The 26,877-nt window shown below is 67.9% G+C and carries 19 protein-coding genes; 8 read left to right on the forward strand and 11 right to left on the reverse strand.

Features of this window, described 5'->3' with window-relative positions; all coding sequences use genetic code 11:
• Window positions 1–15: 15 nt before the first annotated feature.
• Window positions 16–291, reverse strand: a complete 276-nt coding sequence (locus tag AQ610_RS06660; RefSeq protein WP_009913003.1) for an oxidative damage protection protein — start codon at window positions 289–291, stop codon at window positions 16–18.
• 49 nt (window positions 292–340) lie between these two features.
• Window positions 341–1,717, reverse strand: coding sequence for an amino-acid N-acetyltransferase (gene argA, locus AQ610_RS06665; protein WP_009913001.1), 1,377 nt, complete (start codon window positions 1,715–1,717; stop codon window positions 341–343).
• Window positions 1,718–1,740: 23 nt separating this feature from the next.
• Here argA and hrpA point away from each other — a divergent pair, with 23 nt between their 5' ends.
• The 5 genes from hrpA (at window position 1,741) to AQ610_RS06690 (ending at window position 9,854) form a co-directional block, all read left to right on the forward strand.
• Window positions 1,741–5,862 carry an ATP-dependent RNA helicase HrpA gene (gene hrpA / locus AQ610_RS06670; RefSeq protein WP_006025918.1) on the forward strand — a complete coding sequence of 1,374 codons (4,122 nt, stop codon included), beginning with the start codon at window positions 1,741–1,743 and terminating at the stop codon, window positions 5,860–5,862.
• Between the two features lie 102 nt (window positions 5,863–5,964).
• A complete protein-coding gene (locus AQ610_RS06675) occupies window positions 5,965–6,957 on the forward strand; it encodes a YVTN family beta-propeller repeat protein (RefSeq protein ID WP_006025919.1) in 993 nt (330 codons plus the stop codon).
• 19 nt (window positions 6,958–6,976) lie between these two features.
• A complete protein-coding gene (locus tag AQ610_RS06680; RefSeq protein ID WP_006025920.1) occupies window positions 6,977–7,966 on the forward strand; it encodes a sterol desaturase family protein in 990 nt (329 codons plus the stop codon).
• A 239-nt stretch (window positions 7,967–8,205) separates the two neighbouring features.
• Complete coding sequence (locus AQ610_RS06685) at window positions 8,206–9,039, forward strand: EI24 domain-containing protein (protein ID WP_006025921.1); 834 nt, start codon at window positions 8,206–8,208, stop codon at window positions 9,037–9,039.
• A complete protein-coding gene (locus tag AQ610_RS06690; RefSeq protein WP_006025922.1) occupies window positions 9,036–9,854 on the forward strand; it encodes a competence/damage-inducible protein A in 819 nt (272 codons plus the stop codon). Before AQ610_RS06685 ends, AQ610_RS06690 begins: the two co-directional genes overlap by 4 nt.
• 75 nt (window positions 9,855–9,929) lie before the next feature.
• Here the strand turns inward: AQ610_RS06690 and AQ610_RS06695 are convergent, their stop codons facing one another.
• Entirely contained in the window at window positions 9,930–10,394 is a 465-nt protein-coding gene (locus AQ610_RS06695) for a rhodanese-like domain-containing protein (RefSeq protein WP_006025923.1), read from the reverse strand.
• Window positions 10,395–10,798: 404 nt separating this feature from the next.
• On the opposite strand from AQ610_RS06695, the gene glnA reads away from it, so the two are divergent.
• The 3 genes from glnA to ntrC all read left to right on the forward strand — a co-directional run bounded on the left by glnA (window position 10,799) and on the right by ntrC (window position 15,097).
• Window positions 10,799–12,214, forward strand: a complete 1,416-nt coding sequence (gene glnA / locus AQ610_RS06700) for a type I glutamate--ammonia ligase (RefSeq protein ID WP_015601285.1) — start codon at window positions 10,799–10,801, stop codon at window positions 12,212–12,214.
• A gap of 167 nt (window positions 12,215–12,381) precedes the next feature.
• Window positions 12,382–13,524 carry a nitrogen regulation protein NR(II) gene (gene glnL, locus AQ610_RS06705; RefSeq protein WP_009912993.1) on the forward strand — a complete coding sequence of 381 codons (1,143 nt, stop codon included), beginning with the start codon at window positions 12,382–12,384 and terminating at the stop codon, window positions 13,522–13,524.
• Between the two features lie 37 nt (window positions 13,525–13,561).
• A complete protein-coding gene (ntrC, locus tag AQ610_RS06710; protein WP_009912991.1) occupies window positions 13,562–15,097 on the forward strand; it encodes a nitrogen regulation protein NR(I) in 1,536 nt (511 codons plus the stop codon).
• A 39-nt stretch (window positions 15,098–15,136) separates the two neighbouring features.
• On the opposite strand, the gene xth is transcribed toward ntrC, so the two are convergent.
• The 8 genes from xth to AQ610_RS06750 form a co-directional block, all read right to left on the reverse strand.
• On the reverse strand, window positions 15,137–15,913 hold the full coding sequence (xth, locus tag AQ610_RS06715) for an exodeoxyribonuclease III (RefSeq protein WP_006025927.1): 777 nt from the start codon (window positions 15,911–15,913) through the stop codon (window positions 15,137–15,139).
• Window positions 15,914–16,047: 134 nt separating this feature from the next.
• The gene (locus AQ610_RS06720) at window positions 16,048–16,845 is read right to left on the reverse strand and encodes an FkbM family methyltransferase (protein WP_231748954.1); all 798 of its coding nucleotides are present in this window, start codon (window positions 16,843–16,845) and stop codon (window positions 16,048–16,050) included.
• 391 nt (window positions 16,846–17,236) lie between these two features.
• Entirely contained in the window at window positions 17,237–17,938 is a 702-nt protein-coding gene (locus tag AQ610_RS06725; protein ID WP_006025929.1) for a response regulator, read from the reverse strand.
• 23 nt (window positions 17,939–17,961) lie between these two features.
• Window positions 17,962–19,896 (reverse strand): type IV pili methyl-accepting chemotaxis transducer N-terminal domain-containing protein, encoded by a 1,935-nt coding sequence (locus tag AQ610_RS06730; RefSeq protein WP_006025930.1) that lies wholly within the window; start codon window positions 19,894–19,896, stop codon window positions 17,962–17,964.
• A gap of 162 nt (window positions 19,897–20,058) precedes the next feature.
• On the reverse strand, window positions 20,059–20,745 hold the full coding sequence (narI, locus tag AQ610_RS06735) for a respiratory nitrate reductase subunit gamma (protein WP_006025931.1): 687 nt from the start codon (window positions 20,743–20,745) through the stop codon (window positions 20,059–20,061).
• Window positions 20,746–20,781: 36 nt separating this feature from the next.
• Window positions 20,782–21,486 (reverse strand): nitrate reductase molybdenum cofactor assembly chaperone, encoded by a 705-nt coding sequence (gene narJ, locus AQ610_RS06740; protein ID WP_006025932.1) that lies wholly within the window; start codon window positions 21,484–21,486, stop codon window positions 20,782–20,784.
• Window positions 21,483–23,036, reverse strand: coding sequence for a nitrate reductase subunit beta (gene narH / locus AQ610_RS06745; protein ID WP_006025933.1), 1,554 nt, complete (start codon window positions 23,034–23,036; stop codon window positions 21,483–21,485). The genes narJ and narH overlap by 4 nt, the downstream gene beginning before the upstream one ends.
• The gene (locus tag AQ610_RS06750) at window positions 23,033–26,758 is read right to left on the reverse strand and encodes a nitrate reductase subunit alpha (RefSeq protein ID WP_043282486.1); all 3,726 of its coding nucleotides are present in this window, start codon (window positions 26,756–26,758) and stop codon (window positions 23,033–23,035) included. The genes narH and AQ610_RS06750 overlap by 4 nt, the downstream gene beginning before the upstream one ends.
• Window positions 26,759–26,877 lie beyond the last annotated feature (119 nt).

The raw sequence follows: 26,877 nt of genomic DNA on the forward strand, positions 1-26,877 counted from the left end.
GCGGAACGCGGCGGTTCAGCCCTGCGTCGGCGGCACGTAGCCGGACGCCTGGTCCGCGCCGTCGCCGAAGAAATACTTCTCGGTCTGCTTCATCAGGTACTGACGCGCGCGCGGATCGGCCATGTTCAGCCGGTTCTCGTTGATCAGCATCGTCTGCTGCTTGAGCCAGCCTTGCCACGCTTCCTTCGACACGCTCTCGTACAGGCGCTTGCCGAGCTCGCCCGGCAGCGGCGGGAAATCGAGTCCCTCGGCTTCCTTGCCGAGCTTCGCGCAGTGAATCATACGGGCCATCGTGTACCTCTCCTGTAATCGTAATCGGGGGAAGGGCGCGCCGCGCCGCTCAGAGCTGCTTCATCAGCACGAGCGACTTGCGCTGCCAGTTGTAGAGCTTGCGGCGGTCTTCGGGCAGGTCGTCGACCGTCGCCTTCACGAAGCCGCGCTTCAGGAACCAGTGCTCGGTGCGGGTCGTCAGCACGAAGATCCGCGTCAAGCCGCGCGCGCGGGCGCGCTGCTCGATCCGCTTCAGGAGCTGCGCGCCGTCGCCCGAGCCTTGCGCCTCGGGCGCGACCGTGAGGCACGCCATCTCACCGATCTTCTCGGTCGGGTACGGGTAGAGCGCCGCGCAGCCGAACAGCACGCCGTCGTGCTCGATGACCGAGAAGTGATCGATGTCCCGCTCGATCTGGTGGCGGCCGCGCCGCACGAGCGTGCCGTCCGTCTCGAGCGGCTCGATGAGGGTCAGGATGCCGCCGACGTCGTCCGGCGTCGCCTCGCGCAGGCTCTCGAGGTTCTCGTACGAGATCATCGTGCCCACGCCGTCATGCAGGAACAATTCGAGCAGCACGCTGCCGTCGAGCGACTGCGGAATCAGGTGCGCGCGCGCGACGCCGCCGCGGCACGCGCGGATCGCGTGCTTCAGGAAGAACCCGTCGTCGCCCTGCAGATCGCCTGAGTCGAGCAACTCGGCCGCCGCGTCGAGCGACATCTCGCGCACGAGCTCGCCCGCTTCGTCGACGATGCCGGGAGACTCGGTCAGGAAGATGATCTTGTCCGCGCGCAGCGCGATCGCGGCCGCCGACGCGACGTCCTCCATCGACAGGTTGAACGCCTCGCCCGTCGGCGAGAAGCCGAGCGGCGACAGCAGCACGAGCTTGCGGCTCGCGAGCGAGTGGCGGATCGACTCGGCGTCGATCTTGCGCACGACGCCCGTGTGCGCGAAGTCGACGCCATCGAGAATCCCCACCGGCCGCGCGGTCACGAAGTTGCCGGACACGACGCTGATGTGCGCGTGCGCCATCGGCGTGTTCGGCAGGCCCTGGCTGATCGCCGCCTCGATGTCGAGCCGCACTTCGCCCGCCGCTTCCTTCGCCGATTCGAGCGCGCGCGCGTCGGTGATCCGCAGGCCGTGCGAGAACGCGGATTCGACGCCGTGCAGGCTCAGTTGCTCCTCGACCTGCGGCCGCGAGCCGTGCACGAGCACGATCTGGATGCCCATCGCCTGCAGCAGCGCGATGTCGGACACGAGCGCGCTCAGCAGTCCGCGCTGCACGACCTCGCCGCCGAAGCCGACGACGAACGTGTTGTTGCGGAACTTGTGGATATAGGGCGCGACGGAACGCATCCAGTCGACGAACTGCGCGTGATGGACGGCTTCGTCGACGGACGGCTGGGGAGCGGCGCCCGAATGGGCGGCGGGGAGGTCGGTTTGGGAATTCATGGGCGGGATTATAATGCGCCCCCATGTCGAATGTACCTAAAAGTCCCGCGCAAAAACGTGCGGGCACGCCGGGCGAGCCGCGGCCGCCGCGCCCGCGGCAGGCGTCGCCCGGGCAGCCGGGCGCGCCGCGCGCTGTGCGCCGCGACGCCGGCTCCGAGGCCGCCCGCGCGCCGCGCGCACCGCATGCCCCGCAGACTCGCGTCGCGCCGAATCCCGTTGCGCCGATCACGTTTCCCGAAAGCCTGCCCGTGTCGGGCAGGCGCGACGAGATCGCGCGCGCGATCGCCGATCACCAGGTGGTGATCGTCTGCGGCGAGACGGGCTCGGGCAAGACCACCCAGTTGCCGAAGATCTGCCTGTCGCTCGGCCGCGGCCTCGGCGCGGGCGGCGCGGGCCTGATCGGCCACACGCAGCCGCGGCGGCTCGCGGCGTCGTCGACAGGCCGCCGGATCGCCGAGGAGCTCGGCACGCCGTTCGGCGAGGTGGTCGGCTACAAGGTGCGCTTCACCGACAACCTCGCGCCGGGCGCCTCGGTCAAGCTGATGACGGACGGCATCCTGCTCGCCGAGACGCAGACCGATCCGCTCCTGAAGGCGTACGACACCCTCATCATCGACGAGGCGCACGAGCGCAGCCTGAACATCGATTTCCTGCTCGGCTACCTGAAGCAGATCCTGCCGCAGCGGCCGGACCTGAAGCTGATCGTCACGTCGGCGACGATCGACGCGGAGCGCTTCGCGCGCCATTTCGGCAGCGACGAGCGGCCCGCGCCCGTGATCGAGGTGAGCGGGCGGCTGTATCCGGTCGAGGTTCGCTACCGGGCGATCGCCGATGACCGGCCGGCCGCCGTCCGGCACGCGGAAGGCGCGGCGTCCGGCCGCGACCGCGCGAAGAGCGCGCGCGAGGCCGAGCGCGACCTGATGGACGGCATCGTCGACGCGGTCGACGAGCTCTGCCGCGAAGGCCCGGGCGACGTGCTCGTGTTCCTGCCCGGCGAGCGCGAGATCCGCGACGCGGCCGAGTCGCTGCGCAAGCATCATCCGCCGCACACCGAGATCCTGCCGCTCTTCGCGCGGCTGTCCGCCGCCGAGCAGGAGCGCGTGTTCAAGCCGTCGAACGCGCGCCGGATCGTGCTCGCGACGAACGTCGCCGAGACGTCGCTCACGGTGCCGGGCATCCGTTACGTCGTCGATACGGGCCTCGCGCGCGTGAAGCGCTATTCGTACCGGAACAAGGTCGAGCAACTGCAGATCGAGTCGATCTCGCAGGCGGCCGCGAACCAGCGCGCGGGCCGCTGCGGCCGCGTCGCCGACGGCGTCTGCATCCGCCTTTACGAAGAAAGCGATTTCGCCGGCCGCGCGCGCTTCACCGATCCGGAAATCCTGCGCTCGTCGCTCGCGGCGGTGATCCTGCGGATGAAGTCGCTGCATCTGTCGGAGATCGAATCGTTTCCGTTCATCGAGCCGCCGCCCGGCCGCGCGATCGCGGACGGCTATCAGTTGCTCAACGAGCTCGGCGCGGTCGACGACGACAACGCGCTCACGCCGCTCGGCCGCGAGCTCGCGCGGCTGCCGCTCGACCCGTGCGTCGGCCGGATGATCCTCGCCGCGCGCGACCAGCAGGCGTTGCGCGAAGTGCTCGTGATCGCGAGCGCGCTGTCCGTGCAGGACCCGCGCGATCGCCCGGCCGACGCGCAGGAGCAGGCCGACCAGGCGCATCGACGCTTCGCCGACGAGCGCTCCGAGTTCCTCCAGTGGCCGAAGATCTGGGCGTGGTTCGAGGAGGCGGTCGCGCACAAGAAGTCGAACCGGCAGCTCGTCGACGCGTGCCGGCAGAACTTCCTGTCGCATCTGCGGCTGCGCGAATGGCGCGACGTCCACTCGCAGCTCTTGACCGTCGTGCGCGAGCACGGCTGGCGCCTGAACGAGGCCGACGCGACGTTCGAGCAGATCCATCTGTCGCTGTTGACGGGCCTGCTCGGCAACATCGGCTTCAAGGCCGAGGACGAGCCGCACTACCTCGGCGCGCGCGGGATCAAGTTCCATCTGTGGCCGGGCTCCGCGCTCGTGAAGAAGGCGGGGCGCTGGGTGATGGCGGCCGAGCTCGTCGAGACGAGCCGGCTCTATGCGCGCTGCATCGCGAAGATCGAGCCGGAATGGATCGAGCGGATCGGCGCGCATCTGCTGAAGAGATCGCTGTCCGAGCCGCACTGGGAGAAACGTCCCGCGCAGGTCGCCGCGTTCGAGCGCGCGACGCTGTACGGGCTCACCGTCTATCACCGGCGGCGCGTCGCGTTCGGCCGGCAGGACCCGGCGCGCGCGCGGGAGCTCTTCATCCGCGGCGCGCTCGTCGACGGCGAATTCGACACGAAGCTCGCGTTCTTCGCTCACAACCGCAAGCTGCTCGCCGACATCGAGCAGCTCGAGCACAAGTCGCGCCGGCAGGACGTGCTCGTCGACGACGAGCTGATTCACGCGTTCTACGATCAGGCGATTCCGGCCGGCATCCACACGGGCGCCGCGTTCGAGCGCTGGTATCGCGACGAGGTGAAGAAGAGCGGGCAGCCGGAAGACGGGCTGCGCCTGCTGTATCTGTCGCGCGACGACCTGATGCGCCACGAGGCGGCGGGCGTGACGACCGACCTGTTTCCGAAGCGCGCAACGATGGCGGGCGTCGAGATGGCGCTCGCGTACCACTTCGAGCCCGGCTCGCCGCGCGACGGCGTGACGCTCGCGGTGCCGCTCTTCGCGCTGAACCAGGTCGACGCGCGCCGCGCCGAGTGGCTCGTGCCCGGGATGCTGAAGGAGAAGGCGCACCTGCTGCTGAAGTCGCTGCCGCAGAAGCTGCGCCGCCATTGCGTGCCGCTGCCCGAATACGCGGCGGGCTTCGTCGAGCGCGCCGGACGCGCTCGCTTCGGCGCGGCCGGCGCAGGCGCGGGCGGCCTCGTCGATGCGCTGATCGCCGACGTCCGGGAGCAGACGCAAGTCGCGACGAAGACGTCCGACTTCAAGCTCGAGACGCTGCCCGCGCACCTGTTCATGAACTTCAAGGTGATCGACGAGCACGGCCGCCAGCTCGCGATGGGGCGCAATCTCGCGCAATTGCGCGCGGAGCTGGGCGCGCAGGCGCAGCAGCATTTCCAGAAGATCGCCGCCGCGGCGACGCTCGCGCCGGCGGGCGAGCATTCGGGCGCGGCGGCCGCCGCCGCCGAGGCGCCCGCGGGCGGCGCGCGGCCGCGACGCGGGCACGTCGGGGCGGCGCAAGCGGGCGCGGCGGCTGCCGGCGCGACCGCGCTCTACGAGAACCTGACGACGTGGAACTTCGGCACGCTGCCGGAATTGCTCGAGATCCGCCGGCGCGGCGAGACGCTCGTCGGCTACCCGGCGCTCGTCGACCGCGGCACGCACTGCGACGTCGAGGTGTTCGACTCGCCCGACGAGGCCGCGCGGGTCCACCGCGCGGGCTTGCGGCGCCTGTTCGCGCTGCAGTTGAAGGAGCCGGTCAAGTATCTGGAGAAGAACCTGCCGGGGCTGCGCGAGATGGCGATGCAGTACATGTCCCTCGGCACGCAGGACGAGCTGCGCGACCAGTTGATCGCGACCGCGCTCGACCGCGCGTGCCTGCAGGACCCGCTGCCCGACGACGACGCGAGCTTCCACGCGCGCCGCGACGAGGGCAGGAGCCGCCTGAACCTGCTCGCGCAGGAGATCGCGCGGCTCGTCGGGCAGATCCTCGCCGAGTACGCGGGGCTCGCGAAGAAGCTCGCGCAGGCGAAGCCGTTCCCGGCCGCGCACGCGGACATGCAGGGCCAGCTCGCGGCGCTCGTCGGCAAGCGCTTCGTCGTTGATACGCCTTACGCGCAGCTTGCGCACTTCCCGCGCTACCTGAAGGGGATCGCGCTGCGAATCGACAAGCTGAAGGCCGATCCCGCCCGCGACGCGCGGCAGGCGGCCGAGCTGCAGCCGCTCGCGCAGCACTACCAGCGCTCGGCCGCGCAGCGCGGCGGCGTCGCGGACGCGCGGCTCGCCGAGTTCCGGTGGCTGCTCGAGGAACTGCGGATCTCGCTGTTCGCGCAGGAACTGCGCACGCCGATGCCGGTGTCGGTCAAGCGGCTCTACAAAGTGTGGGAGTCGATGCAGCGCTGAGCGCGGCTCGGAGTATGCGGGTTCACACTCGGGCGCGGGACGTCAACCGGCGGCGTTCTCGCGCGTTTTATCAATCACGCCAGTCCCTCGACGTGAGTCTTCATGCGCAATTTCCTCTCTCTCGGCCGCACGCTCGCGCTTGCGGCCGCCGTGCTGGCGCCTGTCGCCGCCTTCGCGAACAACGTGATCGTGCTGAATTCGGCTGAAGCGACGCTGTCCCTCATCGATCAGCAATCCCGCCAGGTCGTCGGCCAGTATCCGACCGGCAAGGAGCCGCATCACCTGATGGCGACGCCCGACAATTCGTCGCTGATCGTCGCGAATTCGGTGTCGAACAGCCTGATGTTCCTCGATCCGAAGACGGGCAAGCCGCAGCGCACGCTCGAAGGGATCGACGATCCTTACCAGCTCGGTTTTTCGCCCGACCGCAAGTGGTTCGTCGCGGCGGGCCTGCGGCTCGACCGCGTCGACATCTACAGCTACGACGGCCGTGACCTGAAGCTCGCGAAGCGCGTGCCGCTCGCGGTGATGCCGAGCCACCTCGCGTTCACGAAGGACAGCAAGACGGTGCTCGTGTCGCTGCAGGTGTCGGGCGAGCTCGCGGCGATCGATCTGGCCACGCAGACGGTCAAGTGGAAGATGAAGGTCGGGCCGGTGCCGGCGGGCTTGTGGCTCACGCCCGGCGACAAGTACGTGCTGATCGGGATGACGGGCGCCGACTACGTCGCCGTCGTCGACTGGCGCAACCAGAAGGTCGTGAAAACGATTCCGACCGGCAAGGGCGCGCACAACTTCCGCTCGCTCGCGGACGGCACGCACGTCGCGGTGACGAACCGGGTGGCGAACACGATCAGCATCATCGACGAGAACGCGCTCACGAACGTCGGCGACATCACGGGCCTGTTGCCCGGCCCGGACGACATGGAGCTGTCGGCCGACCGGAAGACGCTGTGGGTGACGTTCCGCTTCGCGAAGAAGGTCGGCGTGATCGATCTGCCGAGCCGCAAGCTGATCCAGACGATTTCGGTCGGCCGCTCGCCGCACGGGATCTATTTCTACGACCGGGCGCCGTGGACGGCGCCGAACGGCGCGTGACGCGGCGGGGGAGCGGTTCATGCTGCACATGATCGTCGCCGCGCTGGACGGCTTCGTGTCCGATCTGCAGACCTGGCTGTACGTCGACATCGTGCAGCCGCTGCTGTTCAAGGTCGGCCTGATGGACTACGACGAGGACACGTACGACGCGCTCTACTGGGTGATCGTCGGCGCGCTGCAGGTGGTCGCGATGTACGCGCTGCTGCGCCCGCTCGAGGCGCTGCGCCCCGTCGAGCGGTGGGAGAACCGCAAGGAGGCGCGCGTCGACGTGATCTACACGCTGATCGCGAAGCTCGGCATCTTCAGCCTGTTCTTCTTCTTCGCGATGCAGCCGCTCTTCGACGCCTTCCAGGCGTGGCTGCGTCTTCACGGGATCTCGAACTTCAATCTCGACTACCTGTGGCCGGGCGTCACGTCCAAGCCGATCGTCGCGTTCGCGATCTATCTGATCGCGCTCGATTTCGCCGGCTACTGGTATCACCGCTGGCAGCACCGGATCGGCGTCTGGTGGGAGCTGCACGCCGTGCATCACAGCCAGCGCCAGATGTCGCTCTGGTGCGACGACCGCAACCACCTGCTCGACGACGTGCTGCAGGCGTGCTTCTTCGCGGCGATCGCGCTCGTGATCGGCGTGTCGCCGTCGCAGTTCGTCGTGCTGACCGCGGTCACGAACTTCATGCAGAGCGTTCAGCATACGAACGCGCGGCTGCCGCTCGGCTGGCTCGGCGAGCGCCTCGTCGTCAGCCCGACGTTCCATCGCCGCCATCACGCGGTCGGCTACGGCCACGAGGGCACGAAGTACGGCTGCAACTTCGGCGTGCTGTTTCCGTGGTGGGACATGCTGTTCCGCACCGCGTCATGGAACCGCACGCCCGAGCCGACGGGCATCCGCGAGCAGTATGAGGGCGTGTCGTACGGCGACGGCTTCTGGGCGCAGCACTGGCTCGCGTTCGTGCGGATCGCGCGGCGGCTCGCGCCGGGGAAGCAGCGCGACGCGGCGTCGGCGTAAGCCGCCGCGGCGGGCGAGCGGCGCGTTCGGGGGGCGGCTTGGCCGAACGGCTTGCTGCTTTTCGACTGCCGGGGCGCTTCCCACCAGCTCTCTTCTCGCCGCGCGCCGCCCGGCCGCCCATGTGCGCGCATCGCACGCCTTCGCCGCCCCCATTCGCTACCGCCCCGTTTTTGCCGCACGCATGCCGCGTGGTTTATCCTTTCCGGGCCTTCCCATTCCCGATCGATGATCCGTCCCGCATGAACGATCTGCTGCGCTCCTTCGGCCGGGCGCTCGCGAGTGCGCTGCACCCGCGAATGCTCTGGCTCACCTTCATGCCGTTTATCGTCTCCGCGGTGATCTGGGGCGTCGTGCTCTGGTTCTCGTGGCAGCCGCTCGTCGACGCCGCGCGCGCCGCGCTCGACGGCTTTGCGCTGACGGCGCTCCTCTACAAGTTCTTCAACGCGATCGGCGCATCGCAACTGCACGCGGTCGTCGCGCCGTTCGTCGTCGTGTCGCTCGCGATTCCGCTCATCGTGCTGACGGTGCTGCTCCTGATCGCGACGCTGTCGATGCCCGCCGTCGTCTCGCATCTGTCGAAGCGCCAGTTCGCGTCGCTCGAGATGAAGCGGGGCGGCAGCCTGTTCGGCAGTGTGTTCAATTCGCTGTGGGCCGCGTTCGCGAGCATCGTGCTCCTGATCGTGACGGTGCCGCTGTGGCTGATTCCGCCGTTCTTCGCGCTGCTGCCGCCCGTGATCTGGGGCTGGCTCACGTACCGCGTGATGACCTATGACGCGCTCGCGCTGCACGCGAGCGCCGACGAGCGCCGCGCGCTCGTGCGCAAGCGCCGCTGGCCGCTGTTGGGCATCGGCGTCGCGAGCGGGCTGCTCGGCACGGTGCCGACCTTCATCTGGGTGTCGTCGATCTGGATGATGGTGCTGTTTCCGTTCGTCGCCGCCGCGATGATCTGGGTCTACGCATTCATTCTGGTGTTCTCGGCGCTGTGGTTCGGCTTCTACTGCCTGCGCGCGCTGCAGGACGAGCGCGCGGCGGCCGGGAACGCGACTTCCATCGATTCGACGAGGCAAGCATGACCATCGGCATCATCATCATCGGCGACGAGATTCTGTCCGGTCGCCGCCAGGACAAGCACCTCGCCAAGGTGATCGAGCTCCTGGCCGCGCGCGGGCTGGCGCTCGGCTGGGCCGAGTACGTCGGCGACGATCCCGCGCGGATCACGGCGACGCTCGCGCGCACGTTCGCGTCGGGCGACATCGTGTTCTCGACGGGAGGGATCGGCGCGACGCCCGACGACCACACGCGCCAGTGCGCGGCCGCGGCGCTCGGCGTGCCGCTCGAGCTGCATCCGGAAGCGAAGGCGCTGATCGAGGCGCGGATTCGCGAGACGTACGCCGATCCGGCGAAGCCCGCCGATCTCGATTCGCCGGAGAACCGGCATCGGCTGAACATGGGCGTGTTCCCGCGCGGCGCGACGATCATCCCGAACGGCTACAACCGGATCCCGGGCTTTTCGTGCGGCGATCATCACTTCGTGCCGGGCTTTCCGGTGATGGCGTGGCCGATGATCGAATGGGTGCTCGACACGAAGTACGCGCACCTGCATCACGCGACCCCGCATGCGGAGCGCTCGCTCTATGTGTTCGAGCTGCCCGAATCGACGCTCACGCCGCTGATGGAGAGAATCGAGCGAGATTTCCCGGGCGTGCGGGTCTTCAGCCTGCCGAGCGTAGGCGACGCGGAAAAGGGCGGCGTCTATGCGCGCCGGCACATCGATCTCGGCGTGAAGGGCGAGCCGGAGGCGGTCGCGGCCGCGTTCGTGAGACTGCGCGAGGGCGTGCATCTGCTCGGCGGCGACATCGTCGAGCCGGCCGAGCCGCAGCACGGCTGAGCGGGGCGGGCGCGGCGCGCGGGCCGTCATCGCTATGTCATCGGCCGGCCGGACGATGGCGGGCGGCGTCGCGCGTTATGCGCCGATCCAGGGCAAGCCGCGGTGGCACCAGCCTTCGACGGTCTTCCGGTGCCCTTGCGCGTCCTTAGCGCCTTCGAATCCTTCGAGCAGATCGAACGCCTTCATGAAGCCGGCCTGCGCGGCGGCGACCGCGGCGAGCTTCGAGCGCGCGGCGCTGCGGCACAGGAACAGGATCGGCTGATCGGGTTGCGCGAGGGTGCGCAATTGGTCGATGAATTCCGCGTTCGGCACGCCGCCCGGGTAGCGGGCCCATTCGACGTGCGCGTACTGGCCGTCGCCGACGAGCGGACGGCCGACCCAGTCGAGCTCCGCGCGGGTGCGCACGTCGATGAGGCGCGCGCTCGGATCGAGTTGCAGCAGCTCGAAGGCCTCGGCGGGCGAGAGCGCGCCCGCGTAGTTCAGGTTGCCTTGCGCGCGGCGCGTGTCGGCTTGCGCGTAAAGCTGTTCAAGCGTACTCATGGCGGGAGGTCTCCTGCGGATCAAAAAACCATTCTAGCGCGCCGGCCGGGCAGCGACGGCCGCCGATATCCATGACGCGCGCGATGTGCCGATATCACCAAAAAGGTGCAAAATGAACGAATAGCACCAGAACGGTGATTTCAGGGGGTATGGAATGCTCAACTGCACAAGCAAGGTGCGCGCCCGGCAGCGTCCGGGCGCGCCGAAGCCCCGAAAGTGCGCGCCCCGGCCCTGACGGGGCGCGGCCTCGCGCGCTTCGCGCCGATCTGGCGCATGCATGGCATGGAAGCTGCTATATCCATCCCGTTCGAATCGGTTGTACGCGGCAAAGAACGCTGCGCTCAGCAGCTCGCTTAACGAGGCGGTCCCAGTCCGCCGGATTTGTTCAATCAGGAGAAGAGGTTATGAGTAAAACCGTCGCCGACGTCATGCAGCTCGTGAAGGACGAGGACGTCAAGTTTGTCGATTTCCGCTTCACGGACACGCGCGGCAAGGAGCAACACGTGTCGGTGCCGGTGTCGGCCTTCGGCGAGGACAAGTTCGAAAGCGGCCACGCGTTCGACGGCTCGTCGATCGCGGGCTGGAAGGGCATCGAGGCGTCGGACATGCTGCTCATGCCGGATCCGAACGCCGCCTTCATCGACCCGTTCTACGAAGAGTCGACCCTCGTGCTGACCTGCGATGTCGTCGAGCCTGCCGACGGCAAGGGCTACGAGCGCGATCCGCGCTCGCTCGCGAAGCGCGCCGAGGCGTACCTGAAGAGCACGGGCATCGGCGACACCGCGTACTTCGGCCCGGAGCCGGAATTCTTCATCTTCGATTCGGTGCAGTGGAACACCGACATGTCCGGCTGCTTCGTGAAGATCAGCTCGGAAGAAGCGCCGTGGTCGTCGGCGAAGGAATTCGAGGGCGGCAACACGGGCCACCGTCCGGGCGTGAAGGGCGGCTACTTCCCGGTCGCGCCGGTCGATTCGTTCCAGGACATGCGCTCGGAAATGTGCCTGCTGCTCGAGCAGATCGGCATTCCGGTCGAAGTGCACCACCACGAAGTGGCGGGCCAGGGCCAGAACGAAATCGGCACGAAGTTCTCGACGCTCGTCGAGCGCGCGGACTGGACGCAATGGGCGAAGTACATCATCCATAACGTCGCGCACTCGTATGGCAAGACGGCGACGTTCATGCCGAAGCCCGTCGTCGGCGACAACGGCTCGGGCATGCACGTGCACCAGTCGATCTGGAAGGACGGCCAGAACCTGTTCGCGGGCAACGGCTACGCGGGCCTGTCGGAAACGGCGCTCTTCTACATCGGCGGCATCATCAAGCACGCGCGCGCGCTGAACGCGATCACGAACCCGACGACGAACTCGTACAAGCGCCTCGTGCCGCACTTCGAGGCGCCCGTGAAGCTCGCGTACTCGGCGCGCAACCGCTCGGCGTCGATCCGCATTCCGCACGTGTCGAACCCGAAGGGCCGCCGCATCGAAACGCGCTTCCCGGACCCGATGGCGAACCCGTACCTGTGCTTCACGGCGCTGATGATGGCGGGCCTCGACGGCATCCAGAACAAGATCCATCCGGGCGAGGCCGCGGACAAGAACCTGTACGACCTGCCGCCGGAAGAGGATGCCAAGATCCCGACCGTGTGCGCCGGCCTCGACCAGGCGCTCGAAGCGCTCGACCAGGACCGCGAGTTCCTGACCCGCGGCGGCGTGTTCACGGACGCGATGATCGACGCGTACCTGGGCCTGAAGGAACAGGAGCTCGCGAAGTACCGCATGACGACGCATCCGATCGAGTTCGAGATGTACTACTCGCTGTAAGCGACGATGGCGCTTCGTCTCGTCGGCGGACGAAGCGCCGCGGCGCCGACCGGCCTTCGCGCGGCAGTTGCGCGCGAAGGCATCGGACCTTGAAAAGGGGACGGCGGGACGCCGTCCCCTTTTTGTTCCGCCAGCGACGGCGGTTTTTGACACGGCATCCACGCAAGATGGTTCTGAAGAATCTGATCAAGGCCAGGGCCGGCCACCCGGAGCGCTTGTCGGACGACGACCGGCTCGTGCGCTCGGGGCTTCTGACCGGGCTCGAAGCGTTGCCGACGGTCGTGCTCGTGCTCGACCGGCGCACGCTCAGGATCGCGTTCGCCAATCCGTCGGCGGAGGCGATGCTCGACATCTCGCGCCGGCAGTTGTCGCAGATGCCGTGGGGCGAGATCTTCCCGAACGCGGGCGAGCTCGCGACGACGATCACCGCGATCGGCGAAGAACGCTTTCATGCGACGCATCTCGACACCGTGCTCGACCGCCCGGGCCGCGAGCCGCTGCACGTGCACGCGATCGTCGGCTTCCTCGAGGGCGCGCCCGATTTCGTGCTCGTCGAGCTGTTCGAGAACGAACGGCAGTCGCGCACCGACCGCGAGGAGCGGATCCACGATCTCACGGCCGTCAACAAGCAACTGATCCGCAATCTCGCGCACGAGATCAAGAACCCGCTCGGCGGGATCCGCGGCGCCGCGCAATTGCTCGAATTCGAGTTGGGTGAGCGCGAGCGCGACGAGCTGCGCGAGTACACGCAGGTGATCATCAAGGAATCGGACCGGCTGCAGACGCTCGTCGATCGGCTGCTCGAGCCGCATCGCCATCCGCACATCGTCGGCGACGTGAACATCCATGAAGTGTGCGAGCGGGTGCGCGCGGTGATGCTCGCGGAATTTCCGCGCGGCCTCACGATCGAGCGCGACTACGACGTGAGCGTGCCCGATCTGCGCGGCGACAAGGAGCAACTGATCCAGGCGCTCCTGAACATCGTGCGCAACGCGGCGCAGGCGCTGCGCGAGCGCATCGCGCAGGGCGACGCGAGGATCGAGCTGCGCACGCGCGTCGCGCGCAAGGTGACGATCGCGAAGCGCCTGTACAAGCTGGCACTGGATTTGCACGTGATCGACAACGGCCCCGGCATTCCCGACGACATTCGCGACCGGATCTTCTATCCGCTCGTATCCGGCCGCGACGACGGCAGCGGACTCGGGCTCACGCTCGCGCAGACGTTCATCCAGCAGCATGATGGGATGATCGAAGTGGACAGCCGGCCGGGCCGAACCGAATTTCAGATTTTGCTGCCGCTCGACCATTGAGCGGCGGCGCAGCGATTCTCCATACCTCTGACCGACTATGAAGCCGATCTGGATAGTAGACGACGACCAATCGATCCGCTGGGTGCTCGAGAAAGCGCTCGCGCGCGAGAGCTTCGCGACGAGGAGCTTCGCGAACGTGCGCGAAGCGCTCGCCGCGCTCGACCAGGAAACGCCGCAGGTGCTCGTATCCGACATCCGGATGCCGGGCGGCTCGGGGCTCGAGCTGCTGCAGACGATGCACGACAGGCTGCCGGGGCTGCCCGTCATCATCATGACGGCGTTCTCGGACTTGGACAGCGCGGTTGCGGCGTTTCAGGGCGGCGCGTTCGAATATCTCGCGAAGCCGTTTGACGTCGACAAGGCGGTCGAGCTGATCCGGCGCGCGGTCGAAGAGAGCCTGCGCGGCGGCGTGCCCGACGACGACAAGCTCGCCGAAGCGCCCGAGATGCTCGGCCAGGCACCCGCGATGCAGGACATGTTCCGCGCGATCGGCCGGCTGTCGCATTCGGCCGCGACCGTGCTGATCACGGGCGAATCGGGCACCGGCAAGGAGCTCGTCGCGCGTGCGCTGCATCGGCACAGCCCGCGCGCGAACGGTCCGTTCATCGCGCTCAACACGGCGGCGATCCCGAAGGACCTGCTCGAATCCGAGCTGTTCGGCCACGAGCGCGGCGCGTTCACGGGCGCGCAGACGACGCGCCAGGGCCGCTTCGAGCAGGCCGAGAACGGCACGCTGTTCCTCGACGAAATCGGCGACATGCCGTTCGACTTGCAGACGCGCCTGTTGCGCGTGCTGTCGGACGGGCAGTTCTATCGCGTCGGCGGCCACAGTCCGCTGCGCTCGAACGTGCGCGTGATCGCGGCGACGCACCAGAATCTCGAGGCGCGCGTGCGGCAGGGGCTGTTCCGCGAGGACCTGTATCACCGGCTCAACGTGATCCGGCTGCGGCTGCCGCCGCTGCGCGAGCGCAGCGAGGACATTGCGCTGCTCACGCGCCACTTCCTGCAGAAGAGCGCGCGCGACCTCGGCGTCGAGCCGAAGCGCGTGTCGGACGAGGCGCTCGCGTATCTGACGTCGCTGCCGTTTCCGGGCAACGTCCGGCAGCTCGAGAATCTCGCGAACTGGCTGACGGTGATGGCGCCCGCGCAGACGGTCGAGATCAAGGATCTGCCGCCCGATCTCGTCGCGACGCAGAACGCGTCCGGCAGCGTGACGCCCGTCGAGGCCACCGTGGAGGCGGACGCGCCGATGGCCGGCATGGGCGTCGGCGTGGCGGAATCGCACGTGGCGAGCGTGGTCGCGGCCGCGCCCGCGATGGCGGGCGTGCCGGCGGCGATAGGCGCGACGGCGGGGCATCCGCTGTGGGAGCACGGCTTGCGCACCGAAGTCGCGCGCTTGTTGCGCGAGAACTCGGCGGACGTGATGGATGCGCTCGCGCGCCGCTTCGAGGCCGCGGTGATCCGCGAGGCGCTCGATTTCACGCGCGGCCGCAAGGTCGAGGCGGCCGAGCGGCTCGGCATCGGCCGCAACACGATCACACGCAAGATTCAGGAACTGCACCTCGAATCGTGATCGGCGCGGCGCGATGTGCGCCGTGCATGCGGCGCCGGCTCAGCCGATCTGCGCGACGACGGGCGTGTGGTCGGACGGCTGCTCCCACGTGCGCGGCACGCGATCGACCGTGCAGCTCGTGCAGGTCTCGGCGAGCGCGGGCGACAGCAGGATGTGATCGATCCGCAGCCCCGCGTTGCGGCGGAACGCGAGCATCCGGTAGTCCCACCACGTGAAGGTTTTCTCGGGTTGATCGAAGCGGCGGAATGCGTCGACGAAGCCGAGCGCGACGAGTTGCGCGAAGTGCGCGCGCTCCTGCGGCGACACGAGATTCTGGCCTTCCCATTTCGCGGGATCGTGCACGTCGCGATCTTCGGGCGCGATGTTGTAGTCGCCGAGGAGCGCGAGCTTCGGGTAGCGCTGCAGCTCGCGCTTCAGCCACGCCTGCAGCGCGTCGAGCCATTGCATCTTGTAGACGAACTTCTCCGAGTCGAGCGCCTGGCCGTTCGGGAAGTATGCGGACACGATCCGCACGCCGTCGATCGTCGCGGCGATCAGGCGCTGCTGCGAGTCTTCGAAGCCGGGAATGTTGCGCACGACGTCCGCCTCGTCGAACGGCAGGCGCGCGCGCGCGAGGATCGCAACGCCGTTGTAGGTCTTCTGGCCCGCGAACCAGCTTCGGTAGCCGGCTGCTTCGAGCGCTTCGCGCGGGAATTTCTCGTCGGGGATCTTGAGCTCCTGAAGGCACAGCACGTCGACGTCGCTTTGCGCGAGCCAGTCGAGCACGTGCTGCTTGCGCACGTTCAGGGAGTTGACGTTCCAGGTGGCGATCTTCATGGCGGATCAACGGGATGCGTGAGGCCGACATCATACCGCGAGCCGCCCGCGGCGACTGGAAAGCGCGGTTGCGTACCGGAGGGAAGGGGCGGCGGCCGGCGTCGCGGACGGCGGCCGCCTGCGAAGCGGGGCGATCAGTCGGGCGACGCCATGCTCGCGAGCGCGGCCGCGTTGCCGGCCATCGCGCTGTCGAATTCGGCGCGCTTTTCGTCGGGGACCATGAAGTAGTCCCAGCACACGTAGTCGCAGCCGAATTTCCAGTCTTCGCGCGTCTCGAACGGTGTCAGGAAGATGCTGTACAGCACGTATCCGTGATGCTGCGCGAAATCGAACAGCGTTTCGGCCGTGTTGCCGTATGCGCTGTACGACGGCCGTCCGTATTCGACCGACACGAGCGGACGGAATCGGTTCAGCGTGACCTGCGCGCCGTGCAGGCAGTCGATCTCGCCGCCTTCGATGTCGATCTTCATGAACGTGAGCGACTCGAGATCGGCGGTGTGCGCATCGAGCGTGCTGACGGTGACGTCGATCTGCGTGGGATTCGCGGCGTCGGGCAGATTGAATTGACGCTGGCGCAAGCCGCTTTCTTCCGGCGTGCCTTGCGCGTACGTGAACGACGCCGTGCCCGGCTTATTGCTCAGTGCGAGATTGAGCAACTGGACGTTGGGCGTGTTCGCGAACTTCTGGCGCAGGATCTCGTATGCGAACGGCAGCGGCTCGAAGCCGAGCGCGGTGCCGTTCGGCCCGATGCATTCGACGAGAGGTCCGAGATGGCGACCGATATGCGCACCAATGTCGATGATCGTGTCGCTTTGCTTCACCCACTTGCGATAGTGGTATTCGAGCAGCGCTTCGAAGTCGAATCTGACGGCCCCGATATCGAGCAATTCGCGAATCTGTATCAGTTTGGCGCGGCTAGTAGAGTTCTCCACCTTGTCCTCGTCCTTTATGGTCGTCAAAGATGTTTTTACGTGTCGCCGGGCGATCGATCGTATCACAGGAGTTGTGGTGGTCGATGTCGCCGGATTCGCGCATGTTGCATGCCGCTTTTATAGCTTTCGGCAGGCCGTCGACGGGCGGGCGCGTTCGTTAGGGATACGCATGGTTGGCGAGATGGGCGTCTCTCCATCGGGCGGCTTCGGCGCGTGGCGAAGAGGGGGCGGCGGCTCGCGCGCGCCTTCTCTCGCGGATGTTTTCTCGTTGTGCGAAAGAAGAATGAGGATCGGCGCGATCGCGTCGTCGTTCGTGAATGGACACGGCGCGACGCATCGCTGCGCGGGCGTCACGGCAATGCGTGCTCGCGCGCTGTCGTCGGGCGCCGCGTCACGCCTCGGCCGGATGCGGCGCGGTGAGCCCGCGCTCGACCGCATACACGGCGATCTGCACGCGGCTCGTCAGGTTCAGCTTCTTCAGGATGTTCTGCACGTGGATCTTCACCGTGCTCTCGGCGACGTCGAACTCGCGCGCGATCTCCTTGTTGCTCGTGCCGCGCGCGAGCGCGCGCACGATGTCGTGCTCGCGCGGCGTCAACTGGTCGGGATCGACCGACGCATGCGCGGCAGGCGCCGCCGCCGGGGCCGGCGCGGGACGCACGGCGGGCGCCGGCGCGCGCAGGCTCGCGATCCACTTCGCGGTCATGCTCTCGGCGATCACCGGCTCGCCCGCGGCCGCCTTGCGGATGCCCGCGACGAGCGTCTCCGCGGCGATGTTCTTCACGAGGAAGCCGCACGCGCCGTCGCGCAGCGCGGTCGTCAGCTCTTGCGCATCTTCCGACACCGTGAGGATCACGACGTGCGCGGACGGCACGTCCTGCACCAGCAGTTGCAGCGTTTCGAGCCCCGACAGCCCCGGCATGTTCAGGTCGAGCAGGATCACGTCGGGCTGATGCTGCTTCGCGCGCTTCACGCCCTCGACGCCGTCGGGCGCCTCGTCGACGACGTCGAAGTCCGGCTGGCGCTGCAACAGCAGCTTGACGCCGCTGCGAAAGAGCGTGTGGTCGTCGATCAACAGTACGCGTATGGTCATGATTGTTGTCCTCGTTCTTGTTCCTATGCCGCCTGTCGCGCGTCGGCCGGCAACACCAGCTCGACGCGCGCGCCGCGTTGCAGCGCTCCCGTCAGCGTGAGCGTCGCGCGCAGGCGGGCGGCGCGCTCGCGCATGATCGTGAGCCCGACGTGCGTGTCCGCGCGCGCGGCGAGCGCGGCCGGATCGTAGCCGCAACCGTCGTCGGCGACGGACAGCCGGAACGCGGCGCCGTTCTCGACGTCGACCGCGACGTGCCCCGCTTGCGCGTGCTTGCGCACGTTCGACAACGCTTCCTGCAGGATGAACAGCACCTGCAACTGCTCGTCGGGCGGCAGCGGCGCGCCGCCCGTCTCGCGATAATTCAGCGCGCACGCGATGCGCGTCTGCTTCTCGAAGCGCGCGATCGTTTCCTCGATCGCCGCCTTCAGCTCCCCTTGCGTCAAGCGCGTGCGGAAATTGAGCAGCAGCTCGCGCACGTCCGCGTAGCTCTGCTCGACGCCGTGCCTGAGCATCGGCACGATGTCGCGCGCGTCGGCGAGGTTGTCGTGTGCGATCGCGTCGCCGAGCATCTGCGTCTGCAGGTTCACGAAATTGAGGCTTTGCGCGATGCTGTCGTGCAGCCCCTGCGCGACGAGATTGCGCTCTTCGGCGACGGCGAGCTGCCGCGCGCTCGCGGACAGCCGCACGTGGTCGAGCGCGATTCCGAGATGGCGGCCGAGCGTCTCCAGCACGCGCCGCTCGGCGTCGGGCAGCCGCGACGCGTCGCGATAGTGCAGCGAGAACGAGCCGAGCACGGCGTCCTGCGTCATCACCTTGAATACCGCGACGGCCGCGAAGCCCTCGCGCGAGCACGGCGTCGGCGAGCGCGCGGCGCTGCCGCGCAGATCGTGCAGCACGGCCGTTTCCGCGCGCGTCACGGTGCCGCAGAAGCAATCGTCGACGGGCATGCAGCGCTCAAGCTCGGTGAGCTCGGTCGACAGGCCTTCCGCGATCACGAGATGCAGCTTTTCGCCGGTCGGATCGGTGACGCGGATGCTGCCCGCATCCGCGTCGAACTGCGCGATCGTGCGCGACAGAAAGCCCGAGCACATCTCGTCGACGGCCTGAGGGCGGTTCAGGAACGCGGTGATTTCGTAGAGCGCGCTCAGCTCGCGGTTCTGCGCGGCGAGCTGCGCGGTTTTTTGCTGCACGCGTTCCTCGAGCCCCGCGTAGACCTCCTGCAGTTCGCTCGCCATCCGGTTGAAGCCGTGCGCGAGATCGCCGAACTCGTCGCGCGTCTGCACGGGCAGCCGCACCGCGAATTCACGCGCGGCCATGCGCTTCAAGCCATCGCGCAACTGCATCACGGGCAGGATGATCCACAGAAACAGCAGGTAGATGACGGCGACCGTGCCCGAGCACGCGAGCAGGCCGAGCGCGATCTGCGACAGGCGCAGCCACGTCGTCTTGCGCGCGTTGTCCGATTCGATCTCGCGCACGAGCAGATCGGCTTCGTCGACGAAGCCCGGCAGCGCGACGAGATAGGCGGCGGCCGCGTCAGGGCGCGGCGCGCCCGTCAGCGCGGCGTCGGCGAGCGGCCGCAGCGCGGCGTTCCAGCGATCGGCGACGATGTCGAGCTGATGCTGGACGACGGCGGCATTCGGCAGAAAGAGGGGGCGCGACGGATCGCCGCGGCGCAGCCGCGCGAGCGTGCCGTCGATCGCGCCGACCTCGGCCGCGAGCTGGCGGCGCGGCTCGATGCCCGCGCCCGAGAGTTCGACGTAGGTGCGCGTCGCGCGCATCCGCAGGCTGCCGGCGTCGTTGATCGCCGCGCCCGCGCCCTCGAGCTGCCACGACAGCCACAGCGTGCCGCCCACCATCGCGAGGACGAGCGCCCACGCGATCGCCGACAGCGCGACGATCCGCGTCGACAGGCGGTGCCGCCACGGGGCGAGGGAGTCGGGGAGGGCGGAATCCATAGCACGTCATGATTTTTTTGAACATGACAATTGTCCTGCCGAATGTTGCGTCCCTGCTGCGACATTCGCGCACGTGGGGCATCGCGGCGCACCCGCCCGGTGCGCCGATGCCGCCGTCATGCCGCCGTCATGCGTCTGGCTCCGGCCCTGCCCGAACCGCCTCTATCGGCGCGCGCGCACGAGCTGCCACGCGCGGCCGACGTACGTGACCGACGCGAAGCCGCTCCACACGTGCACGAGCCGCGTGAACGGGAAGATCGCGAAGAGCGAGAGCCCCATGAACAGGTGCGCCTTGAAGAGCCACGGCGCATCGGCGACATGGCTCGCCGCGTCGCCGCGGAACGTGACGATGTGCTGCGCCCACGTCATCAGTTGCACCATCAGATGGCCGTCGGTGTGGCTCGCCGACTCGAAGATCGTCGACAGCCCGAGCACCAGCGTGACGAGGAGCCACGCGAGCAGCACCTTGTCGCCGCGCCGCGTGACGGCCGCGATCCGCGCGTTCGTGAGCCGCCGGTGCAGCAGGATCGCGAGGCCCGCGAGCGCGAGCGAGCCCATCACGCCGCCCGCCGTCATCGCGACGAGCTGCTTGAAGTGGTGGGTGACGCCGAGCGCGTCCCAGACGGCCACGGGCGTGAGCAGCCCGACGAGATGCCCGAAGAAGAGCCCGAGCACGCCGACGTGAAAGAGGATGTTGCCCGTGCGCAGCGCGCCGCGATGCAGGAGCTGCGAGCTGTCGGACTTCCACGTGTACTGCTCGCGCTCGAAGCGCGCGAGGCTGCCGAACAGGAAGATGGCGGCGGCGATGTACGGATAGATGCCGTAGACAAACGTATTCAGATAATCCATGACGTGACCTCGAAACGGGTTCGCGACGCCCCCGCGTCACGCGCGGGGTGCGGGCGTCGCCGCGCGGCGCGGCGGATGAAAGCGGATCGGCTGCGCGAGCGACGCGTCGGCCGCCGGCGACAGCAGCGGCTCGACGCCGTCGGGGCCGGGGCCGAAGCGCTCGAGCGCCTCGTCCATCGTGCGCGGCGGCGGCTCGGCCACGGGCCGCGGCTCGACGGGCGAGCGCGCGCGCAGCGCCGCGAACGCGGCCGCGTACGGACTCTGCGCGCGCGCGAGGCGCTCGCCGAGCGCGGCGAGCACGTCGATCGCGTCGCCGAGCAGATGCGCCGCGTGCGCCTCGTCGCCGTCGCCCGCGATCGCGCCGAGGAACTCGACGAAGAGCGGCACGTAGTCGGGCAGCTCGCTGCCGACGGGCTCGAAGCCGCGGCGCCGGTATTCGTCGAGCAGATCGACCATCGCCTGGCCGCGGTCGCGGCTCTCGCCGTGCACGTGCTCGAACAGATGCAGCGAATGCGACGGCGTGCGGTCGAACGTCGCGACGTAGCGCTCCTGCAGCTCGATCAACGGCGTCGCGCGCAGCGATGCGAGAAGCGGCGCGAGCGTCGCGCGCGCGTCGGGAAACGCGTCGAGCGCGCGCTCGACATCGGGCAGCGCGTCGAGCAGCGGCTGCTCCGGGTAGGTCAGCAGGGCGGACAGAATCGGATAGATCGACATGACGTTTTCCTCGTGCGATACGCTCATGCGGCGCTCGCTTTCTTGCGCGTGACGGTCGGCAACGCGGCGTACGACACGGCCGTTTCCTTCTTGCGGCCGAACAGCGTGCCGTCCGACGTGCCGCCCGAGCAGCCGTTGCCGAACGAGAAGCCGCAACTGCCTTTCTCGTCGAAGCTGTCCTCGGCCATTTCCTTGTGCGACGACGGAATCACGAAGCGGTCCTCGTAGTTCGCGATCGCCATCAACTGATACATGTCCTCGACCTGCGCGGCGGTGAGCCCGACCTGCTCGAGCACCTGCGCGTCGTGCTCGCCGTGCACGGTCTGCGCGCGCTTGTACGCGCGCATCGCGAGCATCCGGTCGAGCGCGGCGGCGACCGGCGCTTCGTCGCCCGCCGTCAGCAGGTTCGCGAGATAGCGCAGCGGAATCCGCAGGCTGCGCACGTCCGGAATCACGCCGTTCATCCCCATGTGGCCCGACTGCGCGGCGCCCTGGATCGGCGAGAGGGGCGGCACGTACCAGACCATCGGCAGCGTCCGGTATTCCGGATGCAGCGGGAACGCCACCTTCCATTCGCACGCCATCCGGTAGACGGGCGAGCGTTTCGCCGCGTCGAGCCAGCTTTGCGGAACGCCGTCGGCCAGCGCCTGGCGCTCGATCGCCGGATCGTTCGGATCGACGAACACCGAAAGCTGCTCTTCATAGAGCTTCTGCGGATCGGCCACGGACGCGGCCTGCTCGATGCGGTCCGCGTCATACAGCATCACGCCGAGATAGCGGATGCGCCCGACGCAGGTTTCCGAGCACACGGTCGGCTGGCCGGCCTCGATGCGCGGGAAGCAGAACACGCACTTCTCGGCCTTGCCGGTCTGCCAGTTGAAGTAGATCTTCTTGTACGGGCAGCCGGAGATGCACATGCGCCAGCCGCGGCACTTGTCCTGGTCGACGAGCACGATGCCGTCGTCCTCGCGCTTGTAGACCGAGCCGGACGGACACGATGCGACGCACGCCGGGTTCAGGCAGTGCTCGCAAAGGCGCGGCAGGTACATCATGAAGGTGTTCTCGAACGTCGAGTACATCTCCTTTTGCACCGCCTCGAACAGCTTGTCGCGGCCGCGCGACTTGAACTCGCCGCCGAGGTCGTCTTCCCAGTTCGGCCCCCATTCGATCTTGTCCATCTTCTGGCCGGTGATCGCGGAGACCGGGCGCGCGGTCGGCGGCGTCTGCGACAGCGGCGCGTTCTGCAGATGCGCGTAGTCGTACGTGAACGGCTCGTAGTAGTCGTCGATCGCGGGCAGGTTCGGGTTCGCGAAGAGGTTCGCGAGGATCTTCAGCTTGCCGCCCTGGCGGGGCTCGAGCTTGCCCGAGTCGTTGCGCTTCCAGCCGCCTTGCCACTTGTCCTGGTTTTCCCACTCGCGCGGGTAGCCGACGCCCGGCTTCGTCTCGACGTTGTTGAACCACGCGTACTCGACGCCGTCGCGCGAGGTCCACACGTTCTTGCAGGTGACGGAGCAGGTGTGGCAACCGATGCACTTGTCGAGATTGAGCACCATCGCCACTTGTGCGCGAATCTTCATTGTTCTGCTCCTTCGTTAAGCGGCTCTTCGAGCCAGTCCACCCGGTTCATCTTGCGCACGATCACGTATTCGTCGCGATTGCTGCCGACGGTGCCGTAGTAGTTGAAGCCATACGCCTGCTGCGCGTAGCCGCCGATCATGTGCGTCGGCTTCGTCACGGTGCGCGTGACCGAGTTGTGAATCCCGCCGCGCTTGCCGCTCGTTTCCGCGCCCGGCACGTTCACGATCTTTTCCTGCGCGTGGTACATCAGGCACATGCCGGCCGGCACGCGCTGCGACACGACCGCGCGCGCGGTCAGCGTGCCGTTCACGTTGAACACCTCGACCCAGTCGTTGTCGCGGATGCCCGCCTGCTGCGCCTCGGCCTCCGAGAGCCACACGTGCGGGCCGCCGCGCGAGAGCGTGAGCATCCGCAGGTTGTCCGAGTAGGTCGAATGGATGCCCCATTTCTGGTGCGGCGTGATCCAGTTCAGCACGAGCTCCGGCTGGCCGTTCGGCATCCGCTTGTGCAGCGGCGCGACGGTCTTCGTGTCGATCGCCGGGCGATACGCGCACGAACCTTCGCCGAAGTCGAGCATCCAGCGGTGGTCCTGATAGAACTGCTGGCGGCCCGTCAGCGTGCGCCAGGGAATCAGCTCGTGGACGTTCGTGTAGCCGGCGTTGTAGCTCACTTCCTCGGATTCGAGCCCCGACCACGTCGGCGCGGAGATGATCTTGCGCGGCTGCGCCTGCACATCGCGGAAGCGGATCTTGTCGTGCTCGCGGCCGAGCGCGAGATGCGTGTGATCGCGGCCCGTGATCTTCGAGAGCGCGTCCCATGCCTTCACGGCGACGTGGCCGTTCGTCTCCGGCGCGAACGTGAGGATCATCTCGGCCGCGTCGATCGCGGTGTCCAGGCGCGGCCGGCCGCGGCTCACGCCGGGCTCGGCGACCGTGTCGGAGAGCGCGCCGATCTCCTTCACCTCGTGCTCGGCGTTCCAGTTGATTCCCTTGCCGCCGTTGCCGAGCTTGTCGAGCAGCGGGCCGATCGACGTGAACTTCTTGTGGATGTCGCCGTAGTTGCGCTCGACGACGGTCATCGACGGCGCGGTCTTGCCGGGAATCAGATCGCATTCGCCGCGGCGCCAGTCCTTTGGCTCGAACGGCTGGCCGAGCTCGCCCGGCGTGTCGTGCAGCAACGGCGTGCAGACGAGGTCGCGCCGCGTGCCGAGGTAGGGGCCCGCGATCTCGCTGAACTTTTTCGCGATCGCCTTGTAGATCTCCCAGTCGGTCTTGCTCTCCCACAGCGGCTGCACGGCTTCGGACAGCGGGTGGATGAACGGATGCATGTCCGACGTGTTGAGATCGTCCTTCTCGTACCAGGTCGCGGTCGGCAGCACGATGTCGCCGTACAGGCACGTCGTGCTCATCCGGAAGTCGAGCACGGTGAGCAGGTCGAGCTTGCCTTCGGCCGCGTCGCGCACCTGCACCTCGGATGGCTTGAGCGCGTCCGCCTCGTCGCTGAAGAGCGCGTTCTGCGTGCCGAGCAGGTACTTGAGGAAATACTCGTGGCCCTTGCCCGAGCTGCCGAGAATGTTCGAGCGCCACACGAACATGTTGCGCGGGAAGTTCGCGGGGTTGTCCGGATCGTCGCATGCGAACGCGAGCTTGCCGCTCTTGAGCATCTCGACCGCATAGGCGATCGGCTCCTTGCCCGCGCGCTCGGCTTCGTCGACGACGTCGAGCGGATTACGGCCGAGCTGCGGTGCGGACGGCAGCCAGCCCATCCGCTCGGACTTCGCGTTCAGGTCGAGCAGCGTCATGCCTTCGTACTTCGAAGGATCGGCGGTCGGCCCGAGGATTTCGCCCACCGCGAGCTTTTCGTGACGCCACTGGCTCGTGTGGTTGTAGAAGAACGACGTGCCGTTCATCTGGCGCGGCGGGCGCGACCAGTCGAGCGCGAACGCGAGGGGGGCCCAGCCGAATTGCGGACGCAGCTTCTCCTGGCCGACGTAGTGCGCCCAGCCGCCGCCGCTCTGGCCGATGCAGCCGCACATCATCAGCAGGTTGATGATGCCGCGGTAGATCATGTCGTTGTGATACCAGTGGTTGAGCGCCGCGCCGACGATCACCATGCTCTTGCCGCGCGTGCGGTCCGCGTTGTCGGCGAACTCGCGCGCGACCTGGATCACGAGATGACGCGCGACGCCCGTGTGCTTTTCCTGCCATGCGGGCGTGTAGGGCACGTCGTCGTCGTAGCCAGCCGCGACGTTCGCGCCGCCGAGGCCTTGATCGACGCCGTAGTTCGCCATCTGCAAGTCGTAGACGGTCGCGACGAACGCGCTCGTGCCGTCGGCGAGCACGACGCGCTTCGCGGGCACGCGGCGCGCGAGCAGCGATTCGCGCTCGCCGCCGAAATACGGAAAGCCGACGTCGACGATTTCGTCGTGCGCATCGACGAGCGAGAGCTTGGGATCGATCGCGCGGCCGCTGCTGCCGTCCTTCATTTCGAGATTCCAGCGGCCGGCCTTCTCGCCGCCGTGGTGCGCGGCCTCGCCCCAGCGAAAGCCGATCGAGCCGTTCGGCGCGACGATGTCGCCCGTCGCGGCGTCGATCGCGAGCGTCTTCCATTCCGGATGGTTCGCTTCGTTCAGCGAAGCGGCGAGATGCGACGCGCGCAGGAAGTGATCGGGCACGCGCACGCCGTCGCGCTCGCGCAGCAGCACGAGCATCGGCATGTCGGTGTACTGCTTCACGTAGTCGCGGAAATACGCGGACTTGCTCGACGCGTGGAATTCCTTCAGCACGACGTGGCCCATCGCCATCGCGAGCGCGGCGTCGGTGCCTTGCTTCGGCGCGAGCCAGATGTCGCCGAACTTGACCATCTCGCCGTAGTCGGACGAGATCGCGACCGTCTTCGTGCCCTTGTAGCGCACCTCGGTGTAGAAGTGCGCGTCGGGCGTGCGCGTCTGCGGCACGTTCGAGCCCCAGACGAGCAGGTAGCTCGAGTTGTACCAGTCGGCCGATTCGGGCACGTCGGTCTGCTCGCCCCACACCTGCGGGCTCGCGGGCGGCAGGTCGCAGTACCAGTCGTAGAACGACAGGCATGCGCCGCCGATCAGGCTCAGATAGCGCGCGCCCGCCGCGTACGACACCATCGACATCGCCGGAATCGGCGAGAAACCGACGACGCGGTCCGGCCCGTAGCGCTTGATCGTGTACGCGTTCGCGGCGGCGATGATCTCGGTCGCGGTGTTCCAGTCCGCGCGCACGAAGCCGCCCAGGCCGCGCACGCTCTTGTAGCGGCGCGCCTTCTCCGGGTTCTGGCTGATCGATTCCCACGCGGCGATCGGGTCCATCGTCTTGCGCGCCTCGCGCCACATCTCCATCAGGCGGCCGCGGATCATCGGATACTTGACGCGCTGCGCGGAGTAGACGTACCAGCTATACGACGCGCCGCGCGGGCAGCCGCGCGGCTCGTGGTTCGGCAGGTCGGCGCGCGTGCGCGGGTAGTCGGTCTGCTGGGTTTCCCACGTGATGAGGCCGTTCTTCACGTAGACTTTCCACGAACAGGAGCCGGTGCAGTTCACGCCGTGCGTCGAGCGGACGATCTTGTCGTGCTGCCAGCGGCTGCGGTAGCCGTTTTCCCAGCGCCGGTCTTCGTCGACGACGGCGCCGTGGCCGTCGGAGAACGTGGATTTCACGCGCGACATGAACTTCAGCCGATCCAGAAAGTGACTCATCGTGTGTTTCTCCAAGGGCATCCGCGGTCGCCCTCGGGTGCTGCGAATGCTTGTGTCAGGGGACAGTCCGAGATTACGGCGCGCGCGCTCGCGCGCCCATTCGCCGATGGAGCGGGAAA

Origin of the sequence: Burkholderia humptydooensis, from assembly GCF_001513745.1 — a bacterium.
Lineage (GTDB): Bacteria > Pseudomonadota > Gammaproteobacteria > Burkholderiales > Burkholderiaceae > Burkholderia > Burkholderia humptydooensis.